This is a genomic window from Bosea sp. BIWAKO-01 (assembly GCF_001748145.1).
In the GTDB taxonomy this organism is placed as follows: Bacteria; Pseudomonadota; Alphaproteobacteria; order Rhizobiales; family Beijerinckiaceae; genus Allobosea.
This window is the reverse complement of the sequence record NZ_BCQA01000001.1, coordinates 4,971,245-4,993,520: the sequence shown is the minus strand read 5'-3', so window position 1 is coordinate 4,993,520 and position 22,276 is coordinate 4,971,245. Positions and strand designations below refer to the sequence as shown.

Here is a 22,276-nt window from a genome sequence, read left to right as displayed (position 1 = left end):
GAGAAGAAGGTGTCACCGCGACTGCTCGCCCTCACGCAAGGTGATCCGGCCGGGATCGGGCCGGAGCTCACCTTGAAGGCTTGGTTGTTGCGGGAACCCGCAGCACTTTCGCCTTTCGCCTGCATTGCCGATGCCCGCCTTCTGGAAAATCTGTCACAGCGACTGGGCCTCGACGTGCCCGTCGCTCGCTGCGCCTGGCATGAGGCGGAGGCGCTCTTCGAACAGGCCTTGCCCGTCATTGCGCTCGAGAACACCGCGATTGCGACATCCGGACATCCTGATCCAGCCACGGCGTCGGGGACCATCGAAGCGATTGATCGTGCCGTAGCTGCAGTACGCGAAGGGCATGCGGCAGCGCTGGTCACCAATCCCATTGCCAAGAGTGTTCTTTACGCCGCCGGCTTTACCCACCCCGGCCATACCGAGTATCTGGCGCATCTCGCGTCGGCTGGAGGCAGGACGCCCCACCCCGTGATGATGCTCTGGTGTGAAGATCTCGCGGTCGTTCCGGTAACGATCCACGTGCCGCTCAGGGCAGTACCATCGCTGTTGACGACCGACCTCATTGTCGAGACGGGGCGAATTGTCGCTCGCGAACTGACCTCCCGCTTCGGAATTGCGCAGCCGCGGATCGCGCTGAGCGGGCTCAATCCGCATGCGGGAGAAGGCGGAGCGCTGGGCAGCGAAGACTCTGCAGTGGTGGCGCCAGCCGTCGAGCGCCTCAAGGCGTTGGGAATCGACGCCAGCGGTCCCTATCCTGCCGACACGATGTTCCATGCCCGCGCTCGCGCCGGGTACGATGCGGCACTGGCGATGTATCACGACCAGGCCCTGATCCCCATCAAGACAATTGCCTTCGACGAGGGCGTCAACGTCACGCTTGGCCTGCCCTTCATCCGTACTTCACCGGATCATGGAACCGCCTTCGACATCGCGGGGCGCGGCATTGCCCGCCCCGACAGCCTTTGCGCCGCGCTGCGGCTGGCAGCCCGTATGGCGGCCCATTCCGAAAGCCGCCTGCCATGAGCCAGATCGACACGCTGCCGCCGCTGCGCGAGGTGGTCGAACGCCACGGCCTGATGGCGCAGAAGTCGCTGGGTCAGAACTTCCTGTTCGATCTCAATCTGACAAGCAGGATCGCCCGCGCCGCTGGGCCACTCGATGGCGAGACAGTGGTCGAGATCGGCCCTGGCCCAGGAGGGCTGACGCGTGCCTTGCTCGCCAACGGAGCTGGGCGTGTCATCGCAGTCGAGCGCGATCGGCGCTGCTTGCCGGCATTGGCCGAGATCGCTGCACATTACCCGGGAAGGCTTGAGGTGATTGAAGGCGATGCGCTTGCTGTCGACCTCTCCACTCATCTCGCCGGCTCGCCCGCCCGGATCATCGCCAACCTGCCCTATAATATCGGTACGCCGTTGCTCGTTGGCTGGCTCAGCCTGGAACCCTGGCCTTCCTGGTGGAGCTCGCTCACGCTGATGTTCCAGCGCGAGGTGGCGGAGCGCATCGTCGCGACCCCGGAGCAGCGTGCAGACTACGGCAGGCTGGCCGTTCTCGCGAACTGGCGCTGCGAAACCAAGATCCTGTTCGACGTGCCCAGGTCCGCTTTCGTGCCGCCGCCGAAAATCACATCTTCCGTCGTTCAGCTCGTGCCACGACTGAGGCCGGAGCCCTGCGACCAGAGGTTGCTGGAGCGTGTAACACTGGCAGCTTTCGGCCAGCGCCGGAAAATGCTGCGCCAGAGCCTCAAGGCCGTGACGCCTGATCCCCTGCCGATCATCGAGGCTGCCGGCCTGTCGCCAACGGCGCGCGCTGAAGAAGTGCCCGTTTCAGGTTTCGTCCGCCTCGCCAACGCCTTGGCTGGGCTGAAAGCCGGATAGCAGCGCTCCCTACGCGATCGACTCGCTGAGGAGCCCGGCGACAAATTCGCTCATGCCAATCGCGCGCGAACGCTTCAAACGCTCGGCGGTGAGTATGGCGCGGACCGAGTCATAGGCCGCGCCGAGATCGTCATTGACGATGACGTAATCGTAGACGCTCCAACGAGCGATCTCATCGCGGGCGTTGTCGAGCCGCTTGGCGATGACCTCAGGCGCATCCTCGGCGCGACGCACGAGCCGGGAGCGCAGTTCCGCCATTGACGGTGGCAGGATGAAGATTGCGACGACATCCTCGCGCGCCTTTTCGAGGATCTGCTGCGTGCCCTGATAGTCGATGTCGAAAAGCACATCGCGGCCAGCCTTCAGCGCATCCTCGACGGGCTTGCGCGGCGTGCCATAGCCATTGCCATGGACTTCGGCCCATTCCAGCAGCTCATCGCGCTCGCGCAAGGTGTCGAAGACCGGACGGTCGATGAAGTGGTAATGGACGCCCTGGATCTCGGAGGGGCGCTTGAGCCGGGTCGTGACCGAGACCGACAGATCGAGATTGGTTTCCTTCTGCGACAGCGTTCGCGTCAGGGTCGATTTGCCGGCCCCCGAGGGCGAGGACAGGATCAACATCAGGCCACGGCGGGCCGGGCGCACCAGATCGGCCATCAGCCGTCACTCCACATTCTGTACCTGTTCGCGCATCTGGTCGACGACCGTGCGCAGCTCGAGCCCGATGCGCGACAGTCCGGCGTCACCGGCCTTGGCGCAGAGCGTCGAGGATTCTCGCCCGAATTCCTGCGCGAGAAAGTCGAGCTTGCGGCCGATCGGACCGCCCTGATCGAACAGAGCCCGCAACGCAGCGACATGAGCATGCAGCCGGTCGATCTCCTCGCGGATATCCGCCTTGACCGCAAGCAGCGCAGCCTCCTGATGCAGGCGCTGCGGATCGAGCGCGGGGCTGGCCTCGAGCAAGGCCTGCACCTGCGTCGCGAGCCGTGCGCGGATCGCCTCCACGGTCCGCCCGGGATGCTGCTCCGCCTCATCGGCCAGACGGGCAATACTTGCGAGATGCCCTGTGAGAACGGATTCAAGCGCTCGCCCCTCGGCGGAGCGCGCTTCCTTGAGACCAAGGACTACCGCGTCCAGGCCAGCAAGCAGGGGGGCTTCGAGCAGCGCCAAGACATCCTCGTCCTCGTCGGCAATCTCGACCACGCCGCGTATTCCAAGGAGCGCGTCAAAGGAGGCAGGACGGATGCTGTCGGATGCCGGCAGTCTCGCGACCGAGTCGAGCAAGCCCGCAAGCACGGCCTCGTTGATACGAGGCTTCGCTGGTCTGGCGTCGCTGTTGATCGAGAGATTGACGTGCAACGTGCCGCGAGAGAAGGCACCGCCGAGGCGCTTGCGCGCCGCCTCGGCCAGGGCTTCGAAACCGGAGGGTACCCGGACGCGCACATCGAGGCCGCGCGCGTTGACACTGCGGATTTCCCATGCCCAGGCATGAAGACCTGCCGTGCCGGCTGCGCGGGCAAAGCCGGTCATGCTCTCGATCGCCATGGACGCTAAAACTCCCCCCGACGGCTCACCGTGCGGTCACAATGCGCAGGATCACCGCTCGACGCTGCATCTGATGCGGCGGGACCGTAGTGAGGCGAAACACCGCTCGCAAGTCGCGCCGCACACATAGAAGCGCGAAGATGGGGAGAAATCGGGCGCGAGTGCCCATGCTCGCCAGAGTCGCTCAGGGACGCAGTGCTGGAACCTGCTTGGACGAGTTGAGATCGTAGCTTCGGTTCAGCAGCGGATCGCGGTTCGTCCCTTCCGACGCATCGAAGGCGCGCGCGCGCGTTCCTGCCGGACCGTCCGCCGACGCACGCCGGTTGCCCCCCAACGTCTCGCTGTCCCCGGACGTCGCATCGGCCGCTCGCGAGGCCCCAGGCGCTTCGGTGCGATTATCCGGCGCCGGCGGCGGCTCCACCTTGTCGACATTCGAATCCGGCGAGGGCTTGCCAGCCTCGCGCCGCTGCGACTCGACCTGCCGCCAGCGGGCGACATTGCGGTTATGCTGCTCCAAGGTCTCGGCGAAGGCGTGCCCACCGCTGCCATCAGCCACGAAGTAGAGTTCCTTGGTTCTGGAATGGTTGACCACGGCCTCCATTGCGGCGCGGCCGGGATTGGCGATCGGGCCCGGCGGCAGGCCATCGATGACATAGGTATTGTAGGGCGTCGCCTGGGTAATCTCGTTACGCTGGATCGCCCGGCCGAGCGTGCCCTTGCCGCCCACGAGCCCGTAAACGATCGTCGGATCGGATTGCAGCTTCATCTTGCGGTTCAGACGGTTGATGAAGACGCCGGCAACGCGCGGGCGCTCGTCGGCGCGGCCGGTTTCCTTCTCGACGATCGAAGCCAGGATCACCAACTCCTGCGGCGTCTTGATCGGCAGGTCGGCGGGGCGGCGATTCCAGACGTCGTTGAGGATACGGCGCTGATCGCGCGTCATCCGGTCGACGATCGCCTGTCGTGTGAACCCGCGGGGAAACTTGAAAGTGTCGGGCAGGATGGTCCCCTCGCGAGGCACCTGAATGACGTCGCCCGTGAGGAGATCATTATCGCGCAACCGCGCGATGATCTGTTCGCTGGTCAGACCCTCCGGCACGGTGATCGAATGCTCGACCGCCTTGCCCTCGGCAATGATGTCGAGAATGTCCTGCTGGCTGGCGCGGGCCTTGAACAGGTACTCACCCGCTTTGAGCTTGGTCCAGTTGCCGGAGATCAGCGCCGAGACCTTGAAGGTCCAGGGATGTTCGATCAATCCCTCGCGCTGAAGGAGTTCGGCGATTTCGGTGAGACCGCTTTCCTTGGGAATGATCAGGACACGGTCGCTCGCGAGCGGCCCTGGCGCCTTCCCCTGGCTGCCGACCACAGCGATTCCAGCGCCGACGACGCCGGCCAGGACGAGCGCAGTCGTGAACAACCCGCTGAGCATGCCAATGAAGGGGTTGCGCCGCCTGCGACGCGCCTTCGGCGGCGGAGCAGGCGGCGCCACCGGCTTCAACGCCTCGCTCGGGCTCTTCGGGGCAACGCGGGGCGAAGTGTTCACAGTGCTGGCGCTCGCGTTCTGGTGTCGTGAGGATCGCCGCAATGCCCTGGCGATGCGACGCATTTCGAGCCTGTCCCGAAATCCGGTGACAGACTAGCAGAAATTATGGCGAAAGCGCGCTGAGCCTCGTCAGCCGATGCGTCAGTCGACGAAACGCCGGATCACCAGCGAGGCGTTCGTCCCGCCAAACCCGAAGGAATTGGACAGAGCGATCTCGATGCTGCGCTTCTTCGCGACATTCGGCACCAGGTCCAGATCGGTCTCGACGGATGGGTTGTCGAGGTTGATCGTCGGCGGCGCGATCTGGTCGCGAATCGCGAGGACCGTGAAGATCGCCTCGATCGCGCCAGCCGCGCCGAGCAGGTGGCCCGTCGCCGACTTGGTCGAGGACATGGCAGGCTTCCGCGGGGCGTTGGCGAGCAGCCGCTCGACTGCGCGCAGCTCAATTTCGTCGCCGAGCTGGGTCGAGGTGCCATGCGCGTTGATATAGTCGAGATCACCCGCCGTGACGCCGGCACGATCAAGCGCCGCCGCCATGCAACGATAGGCACCGTCGCCATCCTCGGCTGGCGAGGTGATGTGATAAGCATCTCCCGACATGCCGTACCCGACGATTTCGGCATAGATGCGCGCACCGCGCGCCTTCGCATGCTCGAGATCCTCGAGAACGACGACGCCTGCCCCCTCGCCCATGACGAAGCCGTCGCGATCCTTGTCATAGGGACGCGAGGCCTTCTCGGGCGTGTCGTTGAAGCCAGTGGACAGAGCGCGACACGCGCAGAACCCGGCAATGCCGATGCGGTTGATCGCCGATTCGGTGCCCCCCGCGACCATCACCTTGGCATCGCCGAGAGCGATCATCCGCGAGGCATCGCCAATGGCATGGGCGCCGGTCGAGCAAGCCGTGACCACCGCGTGATTCGGCCCCTTGAGACCGTGGGTGATCGAAACATAGCCGGCGGCGAGATTGCTCAACCGGCCGGGAATGAAGAAAGGCGAGAGGCGGCGTGGGCCGCGCTCCTTGAGCAGGATCGACGCTTCGTAAATGCCGCCGAGCCCACCAATGCCGGAACCGATCGCGACACCAGTCGCGATCTGGTCCTCATAGCTTTCGGGTTTCCACCCGGCATCATTGAGCGCCTGCGTCGCAGCCGCCATTGCGAAGACGATGAAATCATCGACCTTGCGCTGTTCCTTCGGCTCCATCCAATCGTCAGGATTGAAGGTGTCGTTGGAACCATCACCGCGCGGAATACTGCAGGCGATCTGGGCGGGAAGGTCGCTCGCGTCGAAGCTCGTGATCGGGCCGGCGCCGCTGGCGCCGGAGATCAGACGTGACCAGGTCGGCTCGACGCCACCTGCAAGCGGCGTCACCATGCCAAGCCCGGTCACCACGACACGTCGCATGGTGTAGCTGCGTGGGCTCATGATGCAGTAACGGCCAGAGGCCGATCAGGCGCTCTTCGAGAGGAACTTGACGGCGTCGCCGACCGTGACGATCGTCTCGGCAGCATCGTCCGGAATCTCGACGCCGAACTCTTCCTCGAAAGCCATCACGAGCTCGACCGTATCGAGGCTGTCGGCACCCAGGTCTTCAATGAAGTTGGCGCCTTCGACGACCTTCTCGGGTTCGACGCCGAGATGCTCGATCACGATCTTCTTCACGCGCTCGGCGACATCGCTCATGGATCTTTTCCTCAAAGCTTGAAACGCATCGCTGGATCGCGATGCGTGTAGGGAACCGCTCCCGCCACCCGGCACCCCTTCCGGAATGCCGCCGGGGCGGAACTCTTAAGGCTGCACAAACGCAACAACAGGGTTCGCGTCAAGTCCCCCCGAGTACGCGCGCTGCAGCGCGACGGCGCTAGTTAACACACTCGTCGATAGCTGACGAGAGCCGGAAGCCGATCTCGGAAGGTTACAAAGAACCTTCTCAAGACCTTCAAATCATTGCCATTCCGCCGTTGACGTGAAGCGTCTGTCCGGTCACGTAAGCGGCCTCGTTGCTGGCGAGATAAGCGACAGCTGCAGCAACATCGTCACCCACACCCAATCGGCCCATCGGCACGTCGGCGAGGATGCCTTCGCGCTGCTTGTCGTTGAGCGCCTGCGTCATCGGCGACTCGATGAAGCCCGGTGCAACGACGTTCACGGTGATGTTGCGGCTGGCAACCTCTGCCGCCAGAGCCTTGGACATCCCGATCAGCCCGGCTTTCGAGGCGGCGTAATTGCCCTGTCCGGGATTGCCGGTGACGCCGACGACCGAACCGATCGAAACGATGCGGCCATAGCGGCGGCGCATCATCGTCTTCACGGCCGCCCGCGACAGCCGGAATGCTGCGGTCAAATTGACGGCGATCACGCTGTCCCAGTCCTCGTCCTTGAGGCGGAGGAAAAGATTGTCGCGCGTCACACCGGCATTGTTGACGAGGATATCGAGCCCGCCGAGCTTCTCCTCGGCAGCCGGGACGAGCGCCTCGACCGAATCCTTGTCCGACAGGTTGCAGGGTGCAATCACGACGCGCTCGCCAAGCTCTGCTGCGAGAGCCTCGAGCGCCTCGACCCGCGTCCCGGACAGCGCGACGCTGGCACCGAGGCCGTGGAGCGTGCGGGCGATCGCGCCGCCCAGCCCTCCGGTCGCGCCGGTGACCAGGGCTTTCTTCCCAGTCAGGTCAAACATGCTGCCTCCCTTTTATATCAACCCGGCATCCTGCCGGCTCACCCGTTCTGGGCACTGTAATTGCGGATATCGTCGGCGGCGCCGAGCGAAACCGCACTCGTGCCGGCTGCGATACGCTTGACCAAGCCGGCCAGCACCTTACCGCTGCCCGCCTCGACGAAACGGGTCACGCCGGCATCGGCCATAGCCTGCACGCATTCGCGCCAGCGCACGGTTCCCGTCACCTGCGCCACCAGCGAGGCGCGGATCGCGTCGGGGTCGCTCAGCGGAGCAGCTCCGACATTGGCCATCACCGGAACAACCGGCGCCGCCAGAGCGACCCTGGCCAGGGCCTCGCGCATGGCATCGGCGGCAGGCTGCATCAGCGCGCAATGGAAGGGCGCTGATACCGGCAGCGGCAGGGCGCGTTTGACGCCGCGCTGCCCCGAGAGCGCAATAGCCCGCTCGATCGCTGCCTTGCTGCCAGACAGAACGACCTGTCCGCCACCGTTGTCATTGGCAGCTTCGCAGACTTCGCCTTGCGCTGCATCCCTGGCAATCTCGCGCGCCTGCTCAAGCTCGACACCGAGCAGCGCTGCCATCGCCCCCTCGCCTGCCGGCACGGCCTTCTGCATGGCGTCGCCGCGAATCCGCAACAGGCGCGCAGCGTCCGCAATCGAGAAGCTGCCCGCAGCCGCCAGCGCGGAATACTCGCCGAGCGAGTGGCCGGCCACGAAGGCCGCATCGCGCTGCAGCGACAGGCCCGCTTCCGCCTCAAGGACACGGATCACGGCAAGGCTCACGGCCATCAGGGCAGGCTGAGCATTGGCGGTCAGCGTCAGCTCCTCGGCAGGACCATCCCACATGATCGCCGAAAGCTTCTGCGACAGGGCGTCGTCGACCTCGGCAAAGACTGCCCTGGCCACCGGAAAGGCGTCGGCCAAGGTCTTGCCCATGCCGACGGCCTGAGAGCCCTGACCGGGAAAGATGAACGCGGTTGTCATGCTGAGAAAATCCCGATGTTCATAAATTAGTCATCGCGACGGCGCTCTCACATTGCTTGGGAGGCCAAGTCAAGCTTTGCTGGAGAATTAGCAGCCACCTGAGCAGTGATTTGGCTTGCGGAATTGGCCATGACGCTGTATCAGCCGCCTCCTGTTTGTTCGGCCGGAGGCTGAACGGATGGCGGGCGCTCATTGAGCATCCCGCAGGTTCGGCTCTCGAACCGCCATCCCGTGTCTCCGCCTTCGATGAAATCCTGTCGGGCCTTATCCAGGGCTCGGAGGGCTCCGCGCCGAGCGAAACAGGGTGAAACAAAGGAAGGCCATAATGGCATTGTACGAGCATGTGCTGCTCGCGCGGCAGGATGTCAGCGCGCAGCAAGTCGAAGCTCTTGTCGAACAGTTCAAGGGCATCATCGAGGCAAATGGCGGCTCGGTCACCAAGACCGAATACTGGGGCGTGAAGTCGCTCGGGTATCGCATCCGCAAGAACCGCAAGGCTCATTACTCGCTGCTGAACATCAACGCTCCCTCCGCCGCCGTGCTGGAGATGGAGCGCCAGATGCGCATCAACGAAGACGTCCTGCGCTTCCTGACGATCCGCGTCGAGGAACTCGAGGAAGGCCAGTCGGCGATGCTGCAGAAGCGCGATCGTGACGACCGCGGCGAGCGCGGCGGCGACCGCTTCGAGCGTGGCGGCGACCGTTTCGATCGCGGCCCGCGCCGTGACCGTCCGCGTCGCGACGACGAGACCACCGAAACCACCGGCACGGAGGCCTAAGCCATGTCGACCGCTTCCGCCGGCGCCCGCCGCCCCTTCTTCCGCCGCCGCAAGTCCTGCCCGTTCTCGGGCGAAGGCGCTCCGAAGATCGACTACAAGGACGTGCGCCTGCTCTCGCGCTACATCTCCGAGCGCGGTAAGATCGTGCCGTCGCGCATCACGGCCGTTTCGGCCAAGAAGCAGCGTGAACTCGCCCAGGCGATCAAGCGCGCTCGCTTCCTGGGCCTGCTGCCCTACGTCATCCGCTAAGCGGATTGCGACCCGTCGCCGGTGCCAGGCACCGGCGACGGCCGAACCCCTAGTCGCCCAGCGGTGAAACCCCGCCGGGTATGTTGAGGCGAGATGCCTCTCACCCTGCCCTTTTCGAGCAGCGGGACAGCAGGACGAAGAATGCTTCCGATCGTCGGCATCGGTGCGGGCCTTGTCTCGGCCCTTCTTTTCGCAGTGGTGATCACCGGATCGCCGCTGGCCATTCTGCTGTACTCTGCAGCCCCCCTCCCGATCTTCATCGCAGCGCTCGGCTGGAACCATCGTGCCGGGCTTGTTGCGACCGCAGCCGGCGCGATTACCGGGATGGTCGCGCTCAGCTTTGCCGCCGGGCTCAACTTTGCACTGATCGTCGCGCTGCCGGCCTGGTGGATTGCCTACCTCGCGCTGCTTGCCCGTAACGACGGCACGGGCGTCGCCGAATGGTACCCGCTCGGCCATCTCCTGGTCTGGATCGCTGCAATAGCCGCGCTGACGACCGTTGGCAGCGCTCTCGTGATGACCACGGACTACGATACCTATCGCACGGTGATCGCACGCGTCATCGAGAACCTGCTCTCAGAGATGGTGCGCAGCCGCCTGATCGCCTTGCCAGCGGATGTGAAGGTTTCCGAGCTCGCGCTGACGCTCGCGCCCGCGGTCCCCGTCGGGATCGGCGCGTCCTTCGTCACGACGATCGTCGCCAATCTCTGGCTTGCGGCCAAGGCAGTGCAGGTCTCCGGCCGGCTGCCGCGCCCGTGGCCCTTCATCCCGGCAACGACGGTTCCGCGCCAGGCGCTGATCCTGCTCGGCCTGGCAATGGCAGTTGGAACGCTCGGCGGCTTCATCGGCGTCGCCGGAGCGGCGATGACCGGCGCACTCCTCGCCGCCTTCATGTTCAGCGGGCTGGCCACCATCCACGACCTGACGCGCGGCAAAGCCTGGCGCGGGCCGGCGCTGATCTCGGTCTATCTGGCGCTCGTCATCATGCAGGCCCTGCTGACGCCGCTGCTGTCGCTTGCCGGCATCGTCGATTCGCTGCTCGGGCGCCGAAAGGCCCCACCCACTGTTCCACCCATGCCTAACGCCTGACATCAAACACAAGAAGGAGAAGACCAATGGAAGTGATCCTGCTCGAACGCGTCGCCAAGCTCGGCCAGATGGGCGAAGTCGTCCGCGTACGTGATGGCTTCGGCCGCAATTTCCTGCTGCCCCGCGGCAAGGCGCTGCGCGCCACCGAGGAGAACAAGAAGCGCTTCGAGACGCAGCGCGCCCAGCTCGAGACCCGTAATCTCGAGCTCAAGAAGGAGGCCGATTCGGTCGCCGAGACGCTGAATGGCCACTCGGTCGTGATGCTGCGTCAGTCGGGCGAGTCCGGCGTGCTCTACGGTTCGGTCTCGACCCGCGACATCGCCGAGGCCCTGACCGCGGACGGCTTCAGCGTCGACCGTAGCCAGATCACCCTGAACGCGCCGATCAAGACGCTCGGTCTGCACACCGTTCCGGTCGTGCTGCATCCTGAGGTTTCGGTCACCGTCACCGTCAACATCGCCCGTTCCGCTGAAGAGGCCGAGCGCCAGGTTCGCGGCGAGAACGTCACGGCGCGCGAGGAGTTCGATCTCGACGATCTCGGTCTCGAGGTCGGCGCGGCGCTGGCCGAAGCCGGCGACAACGACGACCGCTGAGACGACCTCGTCTAACCATGTGTCAAGGGCGCCGTGGCAACACGGCGCCCTTTTCGTTGGAGGGGTGTGAAGATCGGGAGGAAGCCGCATTGCCTGCTAGCATCGGGCGTCAGGGTGTTAGAGTACAGTTTATCCGACTCATCTCAGCCGAGCTTGCCCGCAGATCATGGCCACTGCCACCGCCCTCGTTGCCCGTCTCGACAGCCAAGAGGCGGAGTATCGCGTCCAGCCCCATAATATCGAGGCTGAGCAGGCGCTGCTGGGCGCAATCCTGGTCAATAACGACGCGTTCTACCGCGTCTCGGATTTCCTGCTGCAGGACCATTTCTTCGAGCCGATCCACCAGCGCATCTTCGAGTTGACCGCGAGTTTGATCCGAGCGGGCAAGATCGCAACGCCGATCACGTTGAAGACATTTCTCGCCGAGATCGATCTTGGCGGCATCACGGCCTCGCAATACCTCGCGCGCCTCGCGGCCGAGGCCACGACCATCATCAACGCGCAGGATTACGGACGCACCATCTACGAACTCGCCATCCGGCGCCTGCTCATTGGCGTCGGTGAGGATCTGGTCAACGTCGCCTATGACGCACCAGTCGAGATGGCCCCCCGCGAACAGATCGAGGAAGCCGAGCGTCGACTCTACGAACTGGCCGAGAAGGGCCGCTACGAGGGCGGGTTCCAGAAATTCGATGGCGCCCTGCGCCTTGCGATCGACATGGCGGCGAGCGCCTACCAGCGCGCCGGCGGCCTCTCAGGCATCTCGTCCGGCCTCCGCGATCTCGACGCGCGCATGGGCGGTCTGCAGCGCTCCGACCTGATCGTGCTTGCCGGTCGCCCGGCCATGGGCAAGACCTCGCTTGCGACCAATATCGCGTTCAATATCGCCAAGGCTTGGCGCGGTGAGCGACAGGATGACGGTTCGCTCAAATCCGTCGACGGCGGTATCGTCGCCTTCTTCTCGCTCGAAATGTCGGCCGACCAGCTCGCGACCCGTATCGTCGCCGAACAATCAGGCATCTCGTCATACAAGATCAGGCAGGGCCGCATCTCCGAAGGCGATTTCGCGCGGCTGGCCGATGTCGCAAACCAGATCGAGAAACTGCCGCTCTATATCGACCAGACCGGCGGCCTCTCGATCGCTCAGCTGATGGCGCGTGCGCGACGGCTGAAGCGCCAGAAGGGGCTCGACGCTCTCTTCATCGACTACCTCCAGCTGCTCTCGGGGTCGGCCAAGAAGGGCGAGAACCGCGTGCAGGAATTGACCGAGATCACGACCAGCCTGAAAGCGCTGGCCAAGGAACTCTCGGTTCCGATCATCGCGCTCTCGCAGCTCTCGCGCCAGGTCGAGAACCGCGACGACAAGCGGCCCCAGCTCTCGGACCTGCGCGAATCCGGCTCGATCGAGCAGGACGCCGACGTCGTGATGTTCGTCTATCGCGAGGAATATTACCTCAAGGGCAAGGAACCGCGGGCCGGCACGCCGGAGCATGCGACCTGGCTCAACGAAATGGAGGTGGCCCACGGCCTCGCCGAGTTGATCATCGGCAAGCAGCGCCACGGCCCGACCGGCACCATCGCCCTGCAGTTCGATGCCGACGTCACACGCTTCTCCGACCGCGCCGAAGAAGCCCATTTGCCGGAACAGATATGACCGCCTTCGATACCCCGGATTCCAGCATGGCCGGCGCGACACTGACGATCGATCTCGGGGCGCTGGTCGCGAACTGGCGTGCGCTCAGACAGCGTGCCAGCGGGGCGGAGGCCAGCGCCGTGGTCAAGGCCGACGCTTATGGCATCGGCATCGAGCCAGCGGTGACAGCCCTCGCCAAGGCCGGCTGCCGCACCTTCTTCGTCGCCCATCTGTCCGAGGGCGTTCGGGCGCGAGCCGTGGCCCCGGACGCGACGATCTATGTGCTGAACGGCCTCTTGCCGGAAACCTGCGGCCACTTCGCCCAGCACGGCTTGTCACCGGTGCTCGGCTCGCATGAAGAACTGCTCGAGTGGGCCGCATTCCGCCAAGGCGGAGCCGCAGTCAGGCCGGCAGCCCTGCATGTAGACACCGCGATGAACCGGCTCGGGCTCTGGGCTGGCGAAGGCTTGAACCTCGCGCGTGAGCGCTCAGGCACGATCACGGCCGCAGGCATCGGTCTTGTGATGTCGCATTTCGCCTCATCCGAGGATGAAGCCGATCCGGCCAACGCGCGACAGGCCGCAGCCTTCGCCGATATTGCGGCCGCCTTTCCCGGTATTCCCGCCTCGCTGAAGAACTCTTCGGGTCATTTCCTCAAGGATGTCCCGTCCTATCAGCTCACCCGACCGGGCTACGCGCTCTATGGCGGCAACCCGACGCCGAACCAGCCCAACCCGATGCAGCCTGTCATCGGGCTGGAGGCACGCATTCTCCAACTGCGCGACGTCAAGGCCGGCACGCAAGTGGGCTATAACGGCCGCTGGACCGCACCGGGGCCGCGCAAGCTCGCCACGATCTGCCTCGGCTATGCTGACGGCTACCCGCGGAATGCGAGCTGGACGGATAGCAGCACCGGCGGTTCGGCGATCGTTGGCGGCGTTACCTGCCCCTTCGTCGGCACGGTTTCGATGGACCTGATCATCATCGATGTCACGGAAGCGCCTAAGGATGCCGCCGTGCGGGGCGCGCCGGTGACGCTGATCGGCGGGCCGCTCGACATCGAGACGGTGGGCGCTGGAGCCAAGACCATCGGCTACGAGATCCTGACCGGCCTCGGCGGGCGCTATGCGCGCCGCTATGTCGGGCTCTAGTGCCGAATGGCGAAACGCGGCCCGACCTATACCTGCCAAGCCTGCGGAGCGGTCTATCATCGCTGGCAGGGCAAATGCGACGCCTGCGGCACATGGTCGTCGCTCAGCGAGGAAGCGCAGGCTGCGCCGGTGCCGGGCGGACGCGGCTCGTCGAACGGCCGCGCGCGGGGCCGTGTCTTTGCGCTCGAGACGCTCAGGGGCGAGACACAGGATGCTCCCCGCATTGTCGCCGGCATCGGTGAGCTCGACCGCGTCACCGGTGGCGGCTTCGTGCCCGGCTCTGTGCTGCTGATCGGCGGCGATCCCGGCATCGGCAAATCGACCCTGCTGATGCAGGCTTGTGCAGCGCTCGCGAATGGCGGCCATCGCGTCGTCTATGTCTCGGGCGAAGAATCGACCGGGCAGGTCCGCCTGCGGGCCGAGCGCATGGGCCTCGCCGATGCGCCGGTCGACCTCGCTGCCGAAACCAATGTCGAGGACATCGTCGCCACCCTCAATCAGGGTCAGCGTCCGGCCCTCGTCGTGATCGATTCGATCCAGACCATGTGGTCGGGCGAGGTTGAAAGCGCACCGGGCACAGTGACGCAGGTCCGCGGCTCGGCTCAGTCCCTGATCCGCTATGCCAAGACCAGTGGCGCCTGCCTGATCCTCGTCGGCCATGTCACCAAGGATGGGCAGATCGCGGGGCCGCGCGTGGTCGAGCACATGGTCGACGCCGTTCTCTCCTTCGAGGGCGAAGGCGCTCATGCTTTCCGCGTCCTGCGTGCGCAAAAGAACCGTTTCGGAGCGACCGACGAGATCGGCGTCTTCGAGATGACTGGCAAGGGATTGTCGGAAGTCACTAATCCATCGGCGCTTTTCCTGGCAGGCCGCGACCAGGCAGCTCCCGGCGCCGCCGTCTTCGCCGGCGTCGAAGGCACGAGGCCGGTCCTGGTCGAGATCCAGGCACTGGTCTCGCCGACCTCGCTCGGCACCCCCCGGCGTGCTGTCGTCGGGTGGGAGAACAGCCGTCTCTCCATGGTGCTCGCCGTTCTCGAAACCCATGGCGGCCTCAGGCTCGGCCAGCACGACGTCTATCTCAACGTGGCCGGAGGCCTGCGCGTCAATGAGCCGGCCGCCGACCTCGCGGTCGCAGCCTCGCTTATCTCCTCGCTAACCGGAGCGATCCTTCCAGCCGAAGGCGTCTATTTCGGCGAAATTGCCCTCTCGGGGGCGATTCGCCCGGTTTCCGTCACGGCCGCCCGCCTGCGCGAGGCAGCCAAGCTCGGCTTCGAGGCGGCGCTCTTCCCCGCGGGTGGAGCGGATTTCGGCGAGGGCAGCGGGCTTGGACTACGCCGTTTCGGGCATGTTGCGGAGCTTGTGGCCGACATTGCGGCCCGTGCTCCTCGCAGGGATGTGAAATGAACCACCCCCAAGGGTGACGGAACCCCTTCGAACGCGTATAGCAAAATCGTTGCGGCCAGCCCATTTGTTGCGGGCCACCCCTAGATGCTAGAGAAGCGGCTTCCTGCATGCCTGTCACAATCCTCGATCTCGTCGTCATCGGCGTGGTTCTGATCTCGGCGTTGCTGGCCGCTGTGCGCGGGCTGACACGAGAGGTGTTGGCTATCGCGTCCTGGGCGACGGCGGCCGTGGTGGCTTGGGTGTTTCATCCCCAGCTCCTGCCGCTGGCACAGCAACATATCCCGAACCAGACCATCGCGTTGGTCGCCGTGATCGCGGCCCTGTTCCTGGTAACCTTGATCATCGTGTCGCTCGTAACAGCCCGAATTTCCGATTTCGTCCTCGACTCGCGTATCGGCGCGCTCGACCGGACACTCGGCTTTGTCTTCGGCGCGGCCCGCGGGCTGCTGCTGGCGGTGATCGGCTACGTGTTCTTCACCGCGTTGATGGGCGACAAGAACCTGCCGACCTGGGCAAAGGACGCCAAGGCCAAGCCGATCCTCGAGGAGACCGGACGCTCTCTCCTGACGATGCTGCCGCAGGACATCAATTCCGACTTCGTCAAGAAGCTGCTGAAGCCCAAGACCGGCGAAGAGCCCGCCGAAGCGCCGGCAGAGGAGCCGCGCCCGCCGGCGAGCCCGACCACCGACCCGCAGCGCCGCACCGAAGTGCCGAACGCCAACGACCGCCAGGCCCTGCAGCGCACGATCGAAGGCACCCGCCCCGCAACGCCTGCCCAAACTCGTCCGTAATTGGAGCGTAACGCAGCCGTGTTACAGCGTATGGAGCCCGTAATGACGTCTCACCCCGAGACCCACGACGCTTTTGATCCCTATGCCGACCGGCTGCGCGAGGAATGCGGCGTATTCGGCATCTTCGGTCATGCCGATGCCGCCGCGCTGACAGCGCTCGGCCTGCATGCTCTCCAGCATCGCGGCCAGGAAGCGGCGGGTATCGTCACCTTCGACGGCAGGCGCTTCCATTCGGAGCGGCGACTCGGCCTTGTCGGCGATGCCTTCTCGGAAGCCTCGGTCATCGACAAGCTCCAGGGGGCGCAGGCGATCGGCCATGTGCGCTATTCGACGACGGGTGAGACGATCCTCCGCAACGTCCAGCCGCTCTTCGCCGAACTGCATGGCGGCGGCTTCGCCGTTGCGCATAACGGCAACCTCACGAACGGACTGACGCTGCGCCGCAACCTCGTCCGTGACGGTGCGATCTATCAGTCCACCTCCGACACCGAGGTGCTGCTCCATCTCGTCGCCCGAAGCCGCAAGACCCGCTTCATCGATCGTTTTGTCGATGCCATCCGCCAAATCGAGGGCGCTTATGCCTTCGTCGGCATCACCAACAAGAAGCTGATTGGCGCTCGCGATCCCTTGGGAATCCGACCGCTCGTGCTTGGCGAGCTCGACGGCGCACCCATCCTGACCTCCGAGACCTGCGCGCTCGACATCATCGGCGCCAAGTTCGTCCGTGAGGTTGAGAACGGCGAAGTCGTCGTCATCTCCGAAGACGGTATCGAGAGCCACAAGCCCTTCCCACCGGTGGCGGAACGCCCCTGCATCTTCGAATACATCTACTTCGCCCGGCCGGACTCGATCGTGAAGGGCCAGAGCATCTATGAACGGCGCAAGCGCATGGGCGCGCAGCTGGCGTTGGAAGCGCCGGCGAATGCCGATGTGATCGTGCCGGTGCCGGATTCTGGCGTACCGGCGGCGCTGGGCTTTGCCCAGGCGAGCGGTGTTCCCTTCGAACTCGGCATCATCCGCAACCACTATGTCGGGCGCACCTTCATCGAACCGACCCAGAAGGTCCGCGAACTCGGCGTGCGCCTGAAGCACTCGGCCAATCGCAGCGTGGTCGAGGGCAAGAGCATCGTTCTGGTCGATGACTCGATCGTGCGCGGCACGACCTCGTTCAAGATCGTCAAGATGATGCGCGAGGCCGGTGCGCGCGAGGTGCATTTCCGCATTTCGTCGCCGCCGATCACCCACCCCGACTATTACGGCATCGACACGCCCGACCGCGAGAAGCTGCTGGCGGCAACGCATACGCTTGAGGAGATGCGCCAGTTCGTCGGCGCAGATTCGCTCGCCTTTCTCTCGGTCGACGGTCTTTACCGCGCCATGGGGCATGAGCGGCGCGATCCCGCCCGGCCGCAATTCACCGACCATTGCTTCACCGGCGACTACCCGACCTCGCTGACCGACGTCATCGGCGAGAGCGCCAAGCAGGAATTGTCCCTCCTGGCCGAAGCCGGCTGATCACAAGAGTCCATGATGACCAAGCCTCTCGCAGGGCGCATCGCGCTCGTCACTGGCGCGTCGCGCGGTATTGGCCGCGCCGCAGCCCTCGCCTTTGCCCATGCCGGCGCCCATGTCGTTGCCCTGGCGCGTACCTCGGGCGCGCTTGAAGAGCTCGATGACGAGATTCAGGGTATCGGCGGCAGCACGACGCTGGTCCCTGTCGACCTCAGCGACGCGGCCGCGATCGAGAAGCTTGGGCCCGCGCTGCTGCAGCGTTGGGGCAAACTCGACATCCTGCTCGCCAATGCCGGCATCCTCGGCCCCCTGACCCCGCTCACCCATGCCTCGCCGAAGGAATGGGCCAAGGTGTTCGAGACCAATGTCACGGCCAACTGGCGCCTGATCAAATCGGTCGAGCCGGCGCTGCAGGCCTCGGATGCAGGCCGGGTCATCGTGATGTCGTCAGGCGCGGCGCATAAGTGCGTGGCCTATTGGGGCCCGTACTCGATCTCGAAGGCGGCCGTCGAGGCCATGGCGCGCACCTATGCGGCCGAGACCGTGACAACCCCGCTCAAGGTGATGATCGTCAATCCCGGCCCCCTGCGGACCCGCATGCGTGAGGAAGCGATGCCGGGCGAGGATCCGCTGACGCTGAAGACCCCGGAAGAACTCGCTCCGCATCTCGTACGCCTGGCCTCGCCCGACTGGGCAGAGACGGGCAAGATTTTTGATTTTCCGCAGGGCAAGGTGCTGAGCCCGCAGATGCCAGCTTAGTTCGCGGGGCGATTACGCTCCGCGGTCCGACGACGCCCGCACGAGCGTGATCAGATCAGGGATGGTCAGGTTTGGCAGCGCCGCCATCTCGTCGAGCGCAAACCAGCGTATCTCGACATGCTCGTCGCAGAGATTGGCTGCCTCCCCACCCTCCCAGGCATGCACGACGTAGATGTGGTGCAATGCCTCGCCATTTCGCTCCGGAAAGCGCTCCGGCTCCGACAGCACCAGCTGATAGCGCTCGGGATGGAGGCCGACCTCCTCACGACATTCGCGCAGAAGTGCCTCCTGCAGGCTCTCACCTGCTTCGACCCTGCCACCTATCGCGTCCCAGTGATCGGCCCATGCCCGCTTCCAGGACGCTCGTAAACCGAGCAGGACCTTGCTCTCCGGGTTGACGAACAGGGCGCTGACCGTCTCGAGCATCCGCCCTTCCATTTCGCCTATTCCGCTCGTAGCCAGCGAAACAATCCGGCGTCGTCTCCGCTCTCCAGAGCAGTCGCGACACGCCGACCGACCGCGGCGCCAAACTTGTAGCCGTGCCCCGAACAGGCGGAGACCACGAGCGCCTTGCCGATCCGGCGGGCGAGGAACGTGCCATCCCCAGTGAAAGTATAGGCGCAGGTCGCGGTCCGCTTGACGCGATACTCGTTGAGCCGGGCCAGCGGCGGGGCGAAATAGTCCCGGATCTGCTCGCCTTCCCCGGGACGAGGCTCGCGCTCCTCGTCGGGCTCTTTCGGGCGGCGATGGATTCCCGCGCCCAACTTCAGCTCGGTTCCGTCCACCGGCGGCAGAATATAGCCGTGGTTGTCACCGCCGACACTGACCATGGCGGGTGCGCGCTGCCAGGCGTCGCGAAGATCCACGGGCGGGTCGAGATAGACAACGGCTGTGCGGTAGGTCTTCAGGGCATCGCCGAGCTCCGGGAACAGGCGCAGCACCCATGCTCCAGCCGTCACCACGATCTGGTCGGACGCAATCCGGGTCCCATCTTCAAGGATGACGAGGCCAGCATTCGCCTCGACGGAAGAAACGCGTGTGCCCGCCCGAATCGCAACGCCGCGTTCCGCCAGCAGCCTCAGCAGGTCCGCCGTAATCCGCGCCGGGAAAAGCGCGCCGCCATCGGCGCTGAAATAGGCGTAGCGCAGGGTTGCCGCATCGAGAAAGGGCCAGCGAATCGCCGCCTCGGCTGGCTTATGCAGCGTATAGGGCGCCGCTGTCCGGTCGAGCCCTTCGCGATACTGTTCGCCCTCGTCGCCCTCCAGCAGGGACACGCCGAGAACGCCGCAATTGGCGAGGTGGGACCGGCCAAGATCAACCCACATCTCATCCCATGCCGCGAAGGCTTCCGGGATGGTGCGGGCATAACCGTCGGCACTGCCATAGGCGCGACGGATGATGCGATGCTGGTCGCCCGAGGCGGCGTAGGGATTGGGAATCACCGGCGCCTGCTCGAGCAGCGTTACCTCATGGCCACGCCCGCTGAGGGACCAGGCCGTGGCGAGGCCGCCAATGCCCGCGCCGACGACCGTGACTTTCACTTGCGCTTGTTTCGATCGTAGGGGTTGTCGCCGCCGCGCGTATGCAACCGGATCGGCGTACCCGGCAGCTCGAATGCCTCGCGCAGATTGTTGACGAGATAGCGCGTATAGGACACCGGCAAATGGTCGAGCTGGTTGCCGAACAGCGCGAACGTTGGCGGACGCGCCTTGGCCTGTGTCATGTAGCGAATCTTGATGCGGCGCCCGGCGACGGCCGGAGGCGGATGAGCCGAAAGCACGCCTTCGAGCCAGCGGTTGATCCGCGCCGTAGAGACGCGGCGGTTCCAGACGTCATAGCTGGCGAAAACCGCCTGCATCAGGCGGTCGATGCCCTCGCCGGCCAGGCCTGACAGCGGAACGATCTGCACGCCGCGCACCTGTGCCAGCAAATGGTTCGCCTTCTCCTTGAGCTCGGCCAGCAGGCCCTGCTTGTCGGCAACGAGATCCCATTTGTTCAGGCCGATGACGACCGATCGGCCTTCGCGCTCGGTCAAGTCGACCAGCGTAAGGTCCTGCTTCTCGAACGGAATGGTCGAATCGAGCAGGACGACGACGACTTCGGCGAACCGAATGGCCCGAAGCGCATCGGCGACCGAGAGCTTTTCGAGCTTCTCCTCGATGCGGGCGCGCTTGCGCATGCCGGCCGTGTCGAACAGCTTGACTGGGCGGCTGCGCCACTCCCAGTCGACCGAGATGGTGTCCCGGGTGATACCGGCTTCCGGACCTGTCAGAAGACGATCCTCGCCAATCATCCGGTTGACCAGGGTCGACTTGCCGGCATTGGGGCGGCCGATGATGGTGACGCGCAGCGGCTTGTTGGGGTCGCTCTCTTCGTCGAAATCGGCGGCCGGGGCTTCGGCCCAGGCCTGATCGTCCTCGTCTTCCTCGGGCTCGTCAGCAATGAAGGGCACGAGCGCTTCGAGCAGATCCGCGGTGCCTTCGCCATGTTCGGCCGAGAACGGAACGGGGTCGCCGAGGCCGAGCGCATAAGCCTCGAAAGTGCCGTCCTTGCCCTTGTTCCCTTCCGCCTTGTTGGCGAGCAGGATCACGGGCTTTCCTGAACGACGGACCAGATCCGCGAAGGGCTGGTCCATAGGCGTCAGACCAAGTCGCGCGTCGATCATGAAAAGGATCACGTCGGCCTGGGCGATCGCGGTCTCTGTCTGAGCGCGCATGCGGCCCGCGAGCGAGTCCTTGTCGGCCTCCTCGAGGCCAGCGGTATCGATGATGCGGAAGCGCAGATGGCCAAGCGAGGCATCACCTTCGCGCCGGTCGCGGGTCACACCCGGCCGGTCATCGACCAGAGCGAGCTTCTTGCCCACGAGCCGGTTGAAGAGCGTCGATTTGCCGACATTCGGCCGGCCGATGATGGCGACGGTCGCGGTCATGGTGTTCAAATTCGTCCTGTTACGCGCCGGGTTCGGCGCGTCGGGTCAATTCTTGGTTTCGACGGCGCCGCCGCGCACCAGCGCAAGATAAAGATCGGTACGCTGACGCAGCACTTGCGGCGATTGCGGGTCGGTCACGATGGCATCGAACCAGCGGCCGGCATCCTCGAACAGATTGGCCTTGAGAGCGGCAATGCCGAGAAACTCACGGGCCGAATGGCGCCAGACGCCCTGCGGAGACGCGAGCGGCTCAAGCGCGGCGCGGGTCTCGGTATAGGGCGCAAGATCGACGCGCAGCATACCGGCACGAAGTCGGGCAAGATCGCGATAGAGCTGATCGAGAGAGCTGTCATTCGCCAGCGCGTCGAAGGCCGTCGCGCCCGCGGCAGCGTCGCGCTTGCCGGTTTCGGCAGCCAGGCGGAACCGCGCGATCTGGCGGTATCCCGCCGGCGCGCTGGCCGCAAGGTCAACGAGGATCGACTCCGCCTCGGCGCCGCGATTGTCGCGCGAAGCCCTCAGCGCCTCTTCCAGCCGCGCGCCCACAGCCTGCGAAGCCTGCTGCTCGCGATACAGCCAGACCTGCCAGGCCGCGACGGCCACGACAGCAGCCACGGCCAAGCCGATGAGCAGGTTGCCATATTTCTTCCAGAGCGCCGCCGCCTTGTCGCGCCGGACCTCCTCGTCGATCTCACGAAAAATATCGGCCATAGGGTGTCACAATCCTCTTCACCCTGCCGGGTAGCATTTTCGCTGGCCGATT

The 22,276-nt window shown here is 65.1% G+C and carries 24 protein-coding genes; 13 read left to right on the top strand and 11 right to left on the bottom strand.

Features of this window, described 5'->3' with window-relative positions; translation table 11 throughout:
• Nucleotides 1-9 precede the first annotated feature (9 nt).
• A complete protein-coding gene (gene pdxA, locus BIWAKO_RS23415; RefSeq protein ID WP_069882724.1) occupies nt 10-1,026 on the top strand; it encodes a 4-hydroxythreonine-4-phosphate dehydrogenase PdxA in 1,017 nt (338 codons plus the stop codon).
• Entirely contained in the window at nt 1,023-1,877 is an 855-nt protein-coding gene (gene rsmA, locus BIWAKO_RS23410) for a 16S rRNA (adenine(1518)-N(6)/adenine(1519)-N(6))-dimethyltransferase RsmA (protein ID WP_069880694.1), read from the top strand. The genes pdxA and rsmA overlap by 4 nt, the downstream gene beginning before the upstream one ends.
• 9 nt (nt 1,878-1,886) lie before the next feature.
• Here the strand turns inward: rsmA and gmk are convergent, their stop codons facing one another.
• The 3 genes from gmk to mltG all read right to left on the bottom strand — a co-directional run bounded on the left by gmk (nt 1,887) and on the right by mltG (nt 4,839).
• Nucleotides 1,887-2,534, bottom strand: a complete 648-nt coding sequence (gene gmk, locus BIWAKO_RS23405; RefSeq protein ID WP_069880693.1) for a guanylate kinase — start codon at nt 2,532-2,534, stop codon at nt 1,887-1,889.
• A gap of 6 nt (nt 2,535-2,540) precedes the next feature.
• Complete coding sequence (locus BIWAKO_RS23400; protein ID WP_069880692.1) at nt 2,541-3,422, bottom strand: YicC/YloC family endoribonuclease; 882 nt, start codon at nt 3,420-3,422, stop codon at nt 2,541-2,543.
• Between the two features lie 184 nt (nt 3,423-3,606).
• Entirely contained in the window at nt 3,607-4,839 is a 1,233-nt protein-coding gene (gene mltG / locus BIWAKO_RS23395; RefSeq protein WP_371332042.1) for an endolytic transglycosylase MltG, read from the bottom strand.
• On the opposite strand from mltG, the gene BIWAKO_RS37410 reads away from it, so the two are divergent.
• Nucleotides 4,832-5,062, top strand: a complete 231-nt coding sequence (locus tag BIWAKO_RS37410; protein ID WP_371332041.1) for a hypothetical protein — start codon at nt 4,832-4,834, stop codon at nt 5,060-5,062. The two genes, mltG and BIWAKO_RS37410, sit on opposite strands and share 8 nt — an antisense overlap.
• Nucleotides 5,063-5,106: 44 nt before the next feature.
• On the opposite strand, the gene fabF is transcribed toward BIWAKO_RS37410, so the two are convergent.
• The 4 genes from fabF to fabD form a co-directional block, all read right to left on the bottom strand.
• The gene (gene fabF, locus BIWAKO_RS23390; protein WP_069880690.1) at nt 5,107-6,372 is read right to left on the bottom strand and encodes a beta-ketoacyl-ACP synthase II; all 1,266 of its coding nucleotides are present in this window, start codon (nt 6,370-6,372) and stop codon (nt 5,107-5,109) included.
• A 45-nt stretch (nt 6,373-6,417) separates the two neighbouring features.
• Nucleotides 6,418-6,651 carry an acyl carrier protein gene (locus BIWAKO_RS23385; protein WP_043236751.1) on the bottom strand — a complete coding sequence of 78 codons (234 nt, stop codon included), beginning with the start codon at nt 6,649-6,651 and terminating at the stop codon, nt 6,418-6,420.
• A gap of 256 nt (nt 6,652-6,907) precedes the next feature.
• Nucleotides 6,908-7,645 carry a 3-oxoacyl-[acyl-carrier-protein] reductase gene (gene fabG / locus BIWAKO_RS23380; RefSeq protein ID WP_069880689.1) on the bottom strand — a complete coding sequence of 246 codons (738 nt, stop codon included), beginning with the start codon at nt 7,643-7,645 and terminating at the stop codon, nt 6,908-6,910.
• Nucleotides 7,646-7,683: 38 nt separating this feature from the next.
• Nucleotides 7,684-8,628 carry an ACP S-malonyltransferase gene (gene fabD, locus BIWAKO_RS23375; protein ID WP_069880688.1) on the bottom strand — a complete coding sequence of 315 codons (945 nt, stop codon included), beginning with the start codon at nt 8,626-8,628 and terminating at the stop codon, nt 7,684-7,686.
• A 325-nt stretch (nt 8,629-8,953) separates the two neighbouring features.
• Here fabD and rpsF point away from each other — a divergent pair, with 325 nt between their 5' ends.
• The 10 genes from rpsF to BIWAKO_RS23325 all read left to right on the top strand — a co-directional run bounded on the left by rpsF (nt 8,954) and on the right by BIWAKO_RS23325 (nt 18,587).
• Entirely contained in the window at nt 8,954-9,406 is a 453-nt protein-coding gene (gene rpsF / locus BIWAKO_RS23370) for a 30S ribosomal protein S6 (RefSeq protein WP_069880687.1), read from the top strand.
• Nucleotides 9,407-9,409: 3 nt separating this feature from the next.
• Nucleotides 9,410-9,655 (top strand): 30S ribosomal protein S18, encoded by a 246-nt coding sequence (rpsR, locus tag BIWAKO_RS23365; RefSeq protein ID WP_038367644.1) that lies wholly within the window; start codon nt 9,410-9,412, stop codon nt 9,653-9,655.
• Between the two features lie 141 nt (nt 9,656-9,796).
• Nucleotides 9,797-10,744 carry a DUF2232 domain-containing protein gene (locus BIWAKO_RS23360; protein WP_069880686.1) on the top strand — a complete coding sequence of 316 codons (948 nt, stop codon included), beginning with the start codon at nt 9,797-9,799 and terminating at the stop codon, nt 10,742-10,744.
• Nucleotides 10,745-10,770: 26 nt separating this feature from the next.
• Nucleotides 10,771-11,337 (top strand): 50S ribosomal protein L9, encoded by a 567-nt coding sequence (gene rplI, locus BIWAKO_RS23355; protein ID WP_069880685.1) that lies wholly within the window; start codon nt 10,771-10,773, stop codon nt 11,335-11,337.
• A 166-nt stretch (nt 11,338-11,503) separates the two neighbouring features.
• Entirely contained in the window at nt 11,504-12,991 is a 1,488-nt protein-coding gene (locus BIWAKO_RS23350; RefSeq protein ID WP_069880684.1) for a replicative DNA helicase, read from the top strand.
• Entirely contained in the window at nt 12,988-14,121 is a 1,134-nt protein-coding gene (gene alr, locus BIWAKO_RS23345) for an alanine racemase (RefSeq protein ID WP_069880683.1), read from the top strand. The genes BIWAKO_RS23350 and alr overlap by 4 nt, the downstream gene beginning before the upstream one ends.
• Before the next feature lie 6 nt (nt 14,122-14,127).
• Entirely contained in the window at nt 14,128-15,525 is a 1,398-nt protein-coding gene (gene radA, locus BIWAKO_RS23340) for a DNA repair protein RadA (RefSeq protein WP_069880682.1), read from the top strand.
• Between the two features lie 107 nt (nt 15,526-15,632).
• On the top strand, nt 15,633-16,316 hold the full coding sequence (locus tag BIWAKO_RS23335) for a CvpA family protein (protein WP_069880681.1): 684 nt from the start codon (nt 15,633-15,635) through the stop codon (nt 16,314-16,316).
• 42 nt (nt 16,317-16,358) lie between these two features.
• The gene (gene purF / locus BIWAKO_RS23330; RefSeq protein WP_176733391.1) at nt 16,359-17,831 is read left to right on the top strand and encodes an amidophosphoribosyltransferase; all 1,473 of its coding nucleotides are present in this window, start codon (nt 16,359-16,361) and stop codon (nt 17,829-17,831) included.
• 12 nt (nt 17,832-17,843) lie between these two features.
• Complete coding sequence (locus tag BIWAKO_RS23325) at nt 17,844-18,587, top strand: SDR family NAD(P)-dependent oxidoreductase (protein WP_069880679.1); 744 nt, start codon at nt 17,844-17,846, stop codon at nt 18,585-18,587.
• A gap of 12 nt (nt 18,588-18,599) precedes the next feature.
• Here the strand turns inward: BIWAKO_RS23325 and BIWAKO_RS23320 are convergent, their stop codons facing one another.
• Genes BIWAKO_RS23320 through BIWAKO_RS23305 form a run of 4 tightly spaced genes read right to left on the bottom strand, consistent with a single transcriptional unit; the run spans nt 18,600 to nt 22,224 of the window.
• Nucleotides 18,600-19,013 carry an NUDIX hydrolase gene (locus BIWAKO_RS23320; RefSeq protein ID WP_176733390.1) on the bottom strand — a complete coding sequence of 138 codons (414 nt, stop codon included), beginning with the start codon at nt 19,011-19,013 and terminating at the stop codon, nt 18,600-18,602.
• Between the two features lie 17 nt (nt 19,014-19,030).
• Entirely contained in the window at nt 19,031-20,128 is a 1,098-nt protein-coding gene (locus BIWAKO_RS23315) for an NAD(P)/FAD-dependent oxidoreductase (RefSeq protein WP_069880677.1), read from the bottom strand.
• A complete protein-coding gene (gene der / locus BIWAKO_RS23310) occupies nt 20,125-21,516 on the bottom strand; it encodes a ribosome biogenesis GTPase Der (RefSeq protein WP_069880676.1) in 1,392 nt (463 codons plus the stop codon). Before der ends, BIWAKO_RS23315 begins: the two co-directional genes overlap by 4 nt.
• Nucleotides 21,517-21,561: 45 nt before the next feature.
• Nucleotides 21,562-22,224 (bottom strand): tetratricopeptide repeat protein, encoded by a 663-nt coding sequence (locus tag BIWAKO_RS23305; protein WP_069880675.1) that lies wholly within the window; start codon nt 22,222-22,224, stop codon nt 21,562-21,564.
• Nucleotides 22,225-22,276 lie beyond the last annotated feature (52 nt).

Bases quoted from the DNA above. Each gene is read 5' to 3' on its own strand.
- purF (WP_176733391.1), top strand. From the start codon at position 16,359: ATGACGTCTCACCCCGAGACCCACGACGCTTTTGATCCCTATGCCGAC.
- rpsR (WP_038367644.1), top strand. From the start codon at position 9,410: ATGTCGACCGCTTCCGCCGGCGCCCGCCGCCCCTTCTTCCGCCGCCGC.
- BIWAKO_RS23305 (WP_069880675.1), bottom strand. From the start codon at position 22,224: ATGGCCGATATTTTTCGTGAGATCGACGAGGAGGTCCGGCGCGACAAG.
- BIWAKO_RS23325 (WP_069880679.1), top strand. From the start codon at position 17,844: ATGATGACCAAGCCTCTCGCAGGGCGCATCGCGCTCGTCACTGGCGCG.
- fabF (WP_069880690.1), bottom strand. From the start codon at position 6,372: ATGCGACGTGTCGTGGTGACCGGGCTTGGCATGGTGACGCCGCTTGCA.
- rplI (WP_069880685.1), top strand. From the start codon at position 10,771: ATGGAAGTGATCCTGCTCGAACGCGTCGCCAAGCTCGGCCAGATGGGC.
- rsmA (WP_069880694.1), top strand. From the start codon at position 1,023: ATGAGCCAGATCGACACGCTGCCGCCGCTGCGCGAGGTGGTCGAACGC.
- gmk (WP_069880693.1), bottom strand. From the start codon at position 2,534: ATGGCCGATCTGGTGCGCCCGGCCCGCCGTGGCCTGATGTTGATCCTG.
- rpsF (WP_069880687.1), top strand. From the start codon at position 8,954: ATGGCATTGTACGAGCATGTGCTGCTCGCGCGGCAGGATGTCAGCGCG.
- BIWAKO_RS23385 (WP_043236751.1), bottom strand. From the start codon at position 6,651: ATGAGCGATGTCGCCGAGCGCGTGAAGAAGATCGTGATCGAGCATCTC.
- BIWAKO_RS23360 (WP_069880686.1), top strand. From the start codon at position 9,797: ATGCTTCCGATCGTCGGCATCGGTGCGGGCCTTGTCTCGGCCCTTCTT.
- BIWAKO_RS23320 (WP_176733390.1), bottom strand. From the start codon at position 19,013: ATGCTCGAGACGGTCAGCGCCCTGTTCGTCAACCCGGAGAGCAAGGTC.
- fabG (WP_069880689.1), bottom strand. From the start codon at position 7,645: ATGTTTGACCTGACTGGGAAGAAAGCCCTGGTCACCGGCGCGACCGGA.
- BIWAKO_RS23350 (WP_069880684.1), top strand. From the start codon at position 11,504: ATGGCCACTGCCACCGCCCTCGTTGCCCGTCTCGACAGCCAAGAGGCG.
- radA (WP_069880682.1), top strand. From the start codon at position 14,128: ATGGCGAAACGCGGCCCGACCTATACCTGCCAAGCCTGCGGAGCGGTC.
- alr (WP_069880683.1), top strand. From the start codon at position 12,988: ATGACCGCCTTCGATACCCCGGATTCCAGCATGGCCGGCGCGACACTG.
- der (WP_069880676.1), bottom strand. From the start codon at position 21,516: ATGACCGCGACCGTCGCCATCATCGGCCGGCCGAATGTCGGCAAATCG.
- BIWAKO_RS23335 (WP_069880681.1), top strand. From the start codon at position 15,633: ATGCCTGTCACAATCCTCGATCTCGTCGTCATCGGCGTGGTTCTGATC.
- BIWAKO_RS23400 (WP_069880692.1), bottom strand. From the start codon at position 3,422: ATGGCGATCGAGAGCATGACCGGCTTTGCCCGCGCAGCCGGCACGGCA.
- fabD (WP_069880688.1), bottom strand. From the start codon at position 8,628: ATGACAACCGCGTTCATCTTTCCCGGTCAGGGCTCTCAGGCCGTCGGC.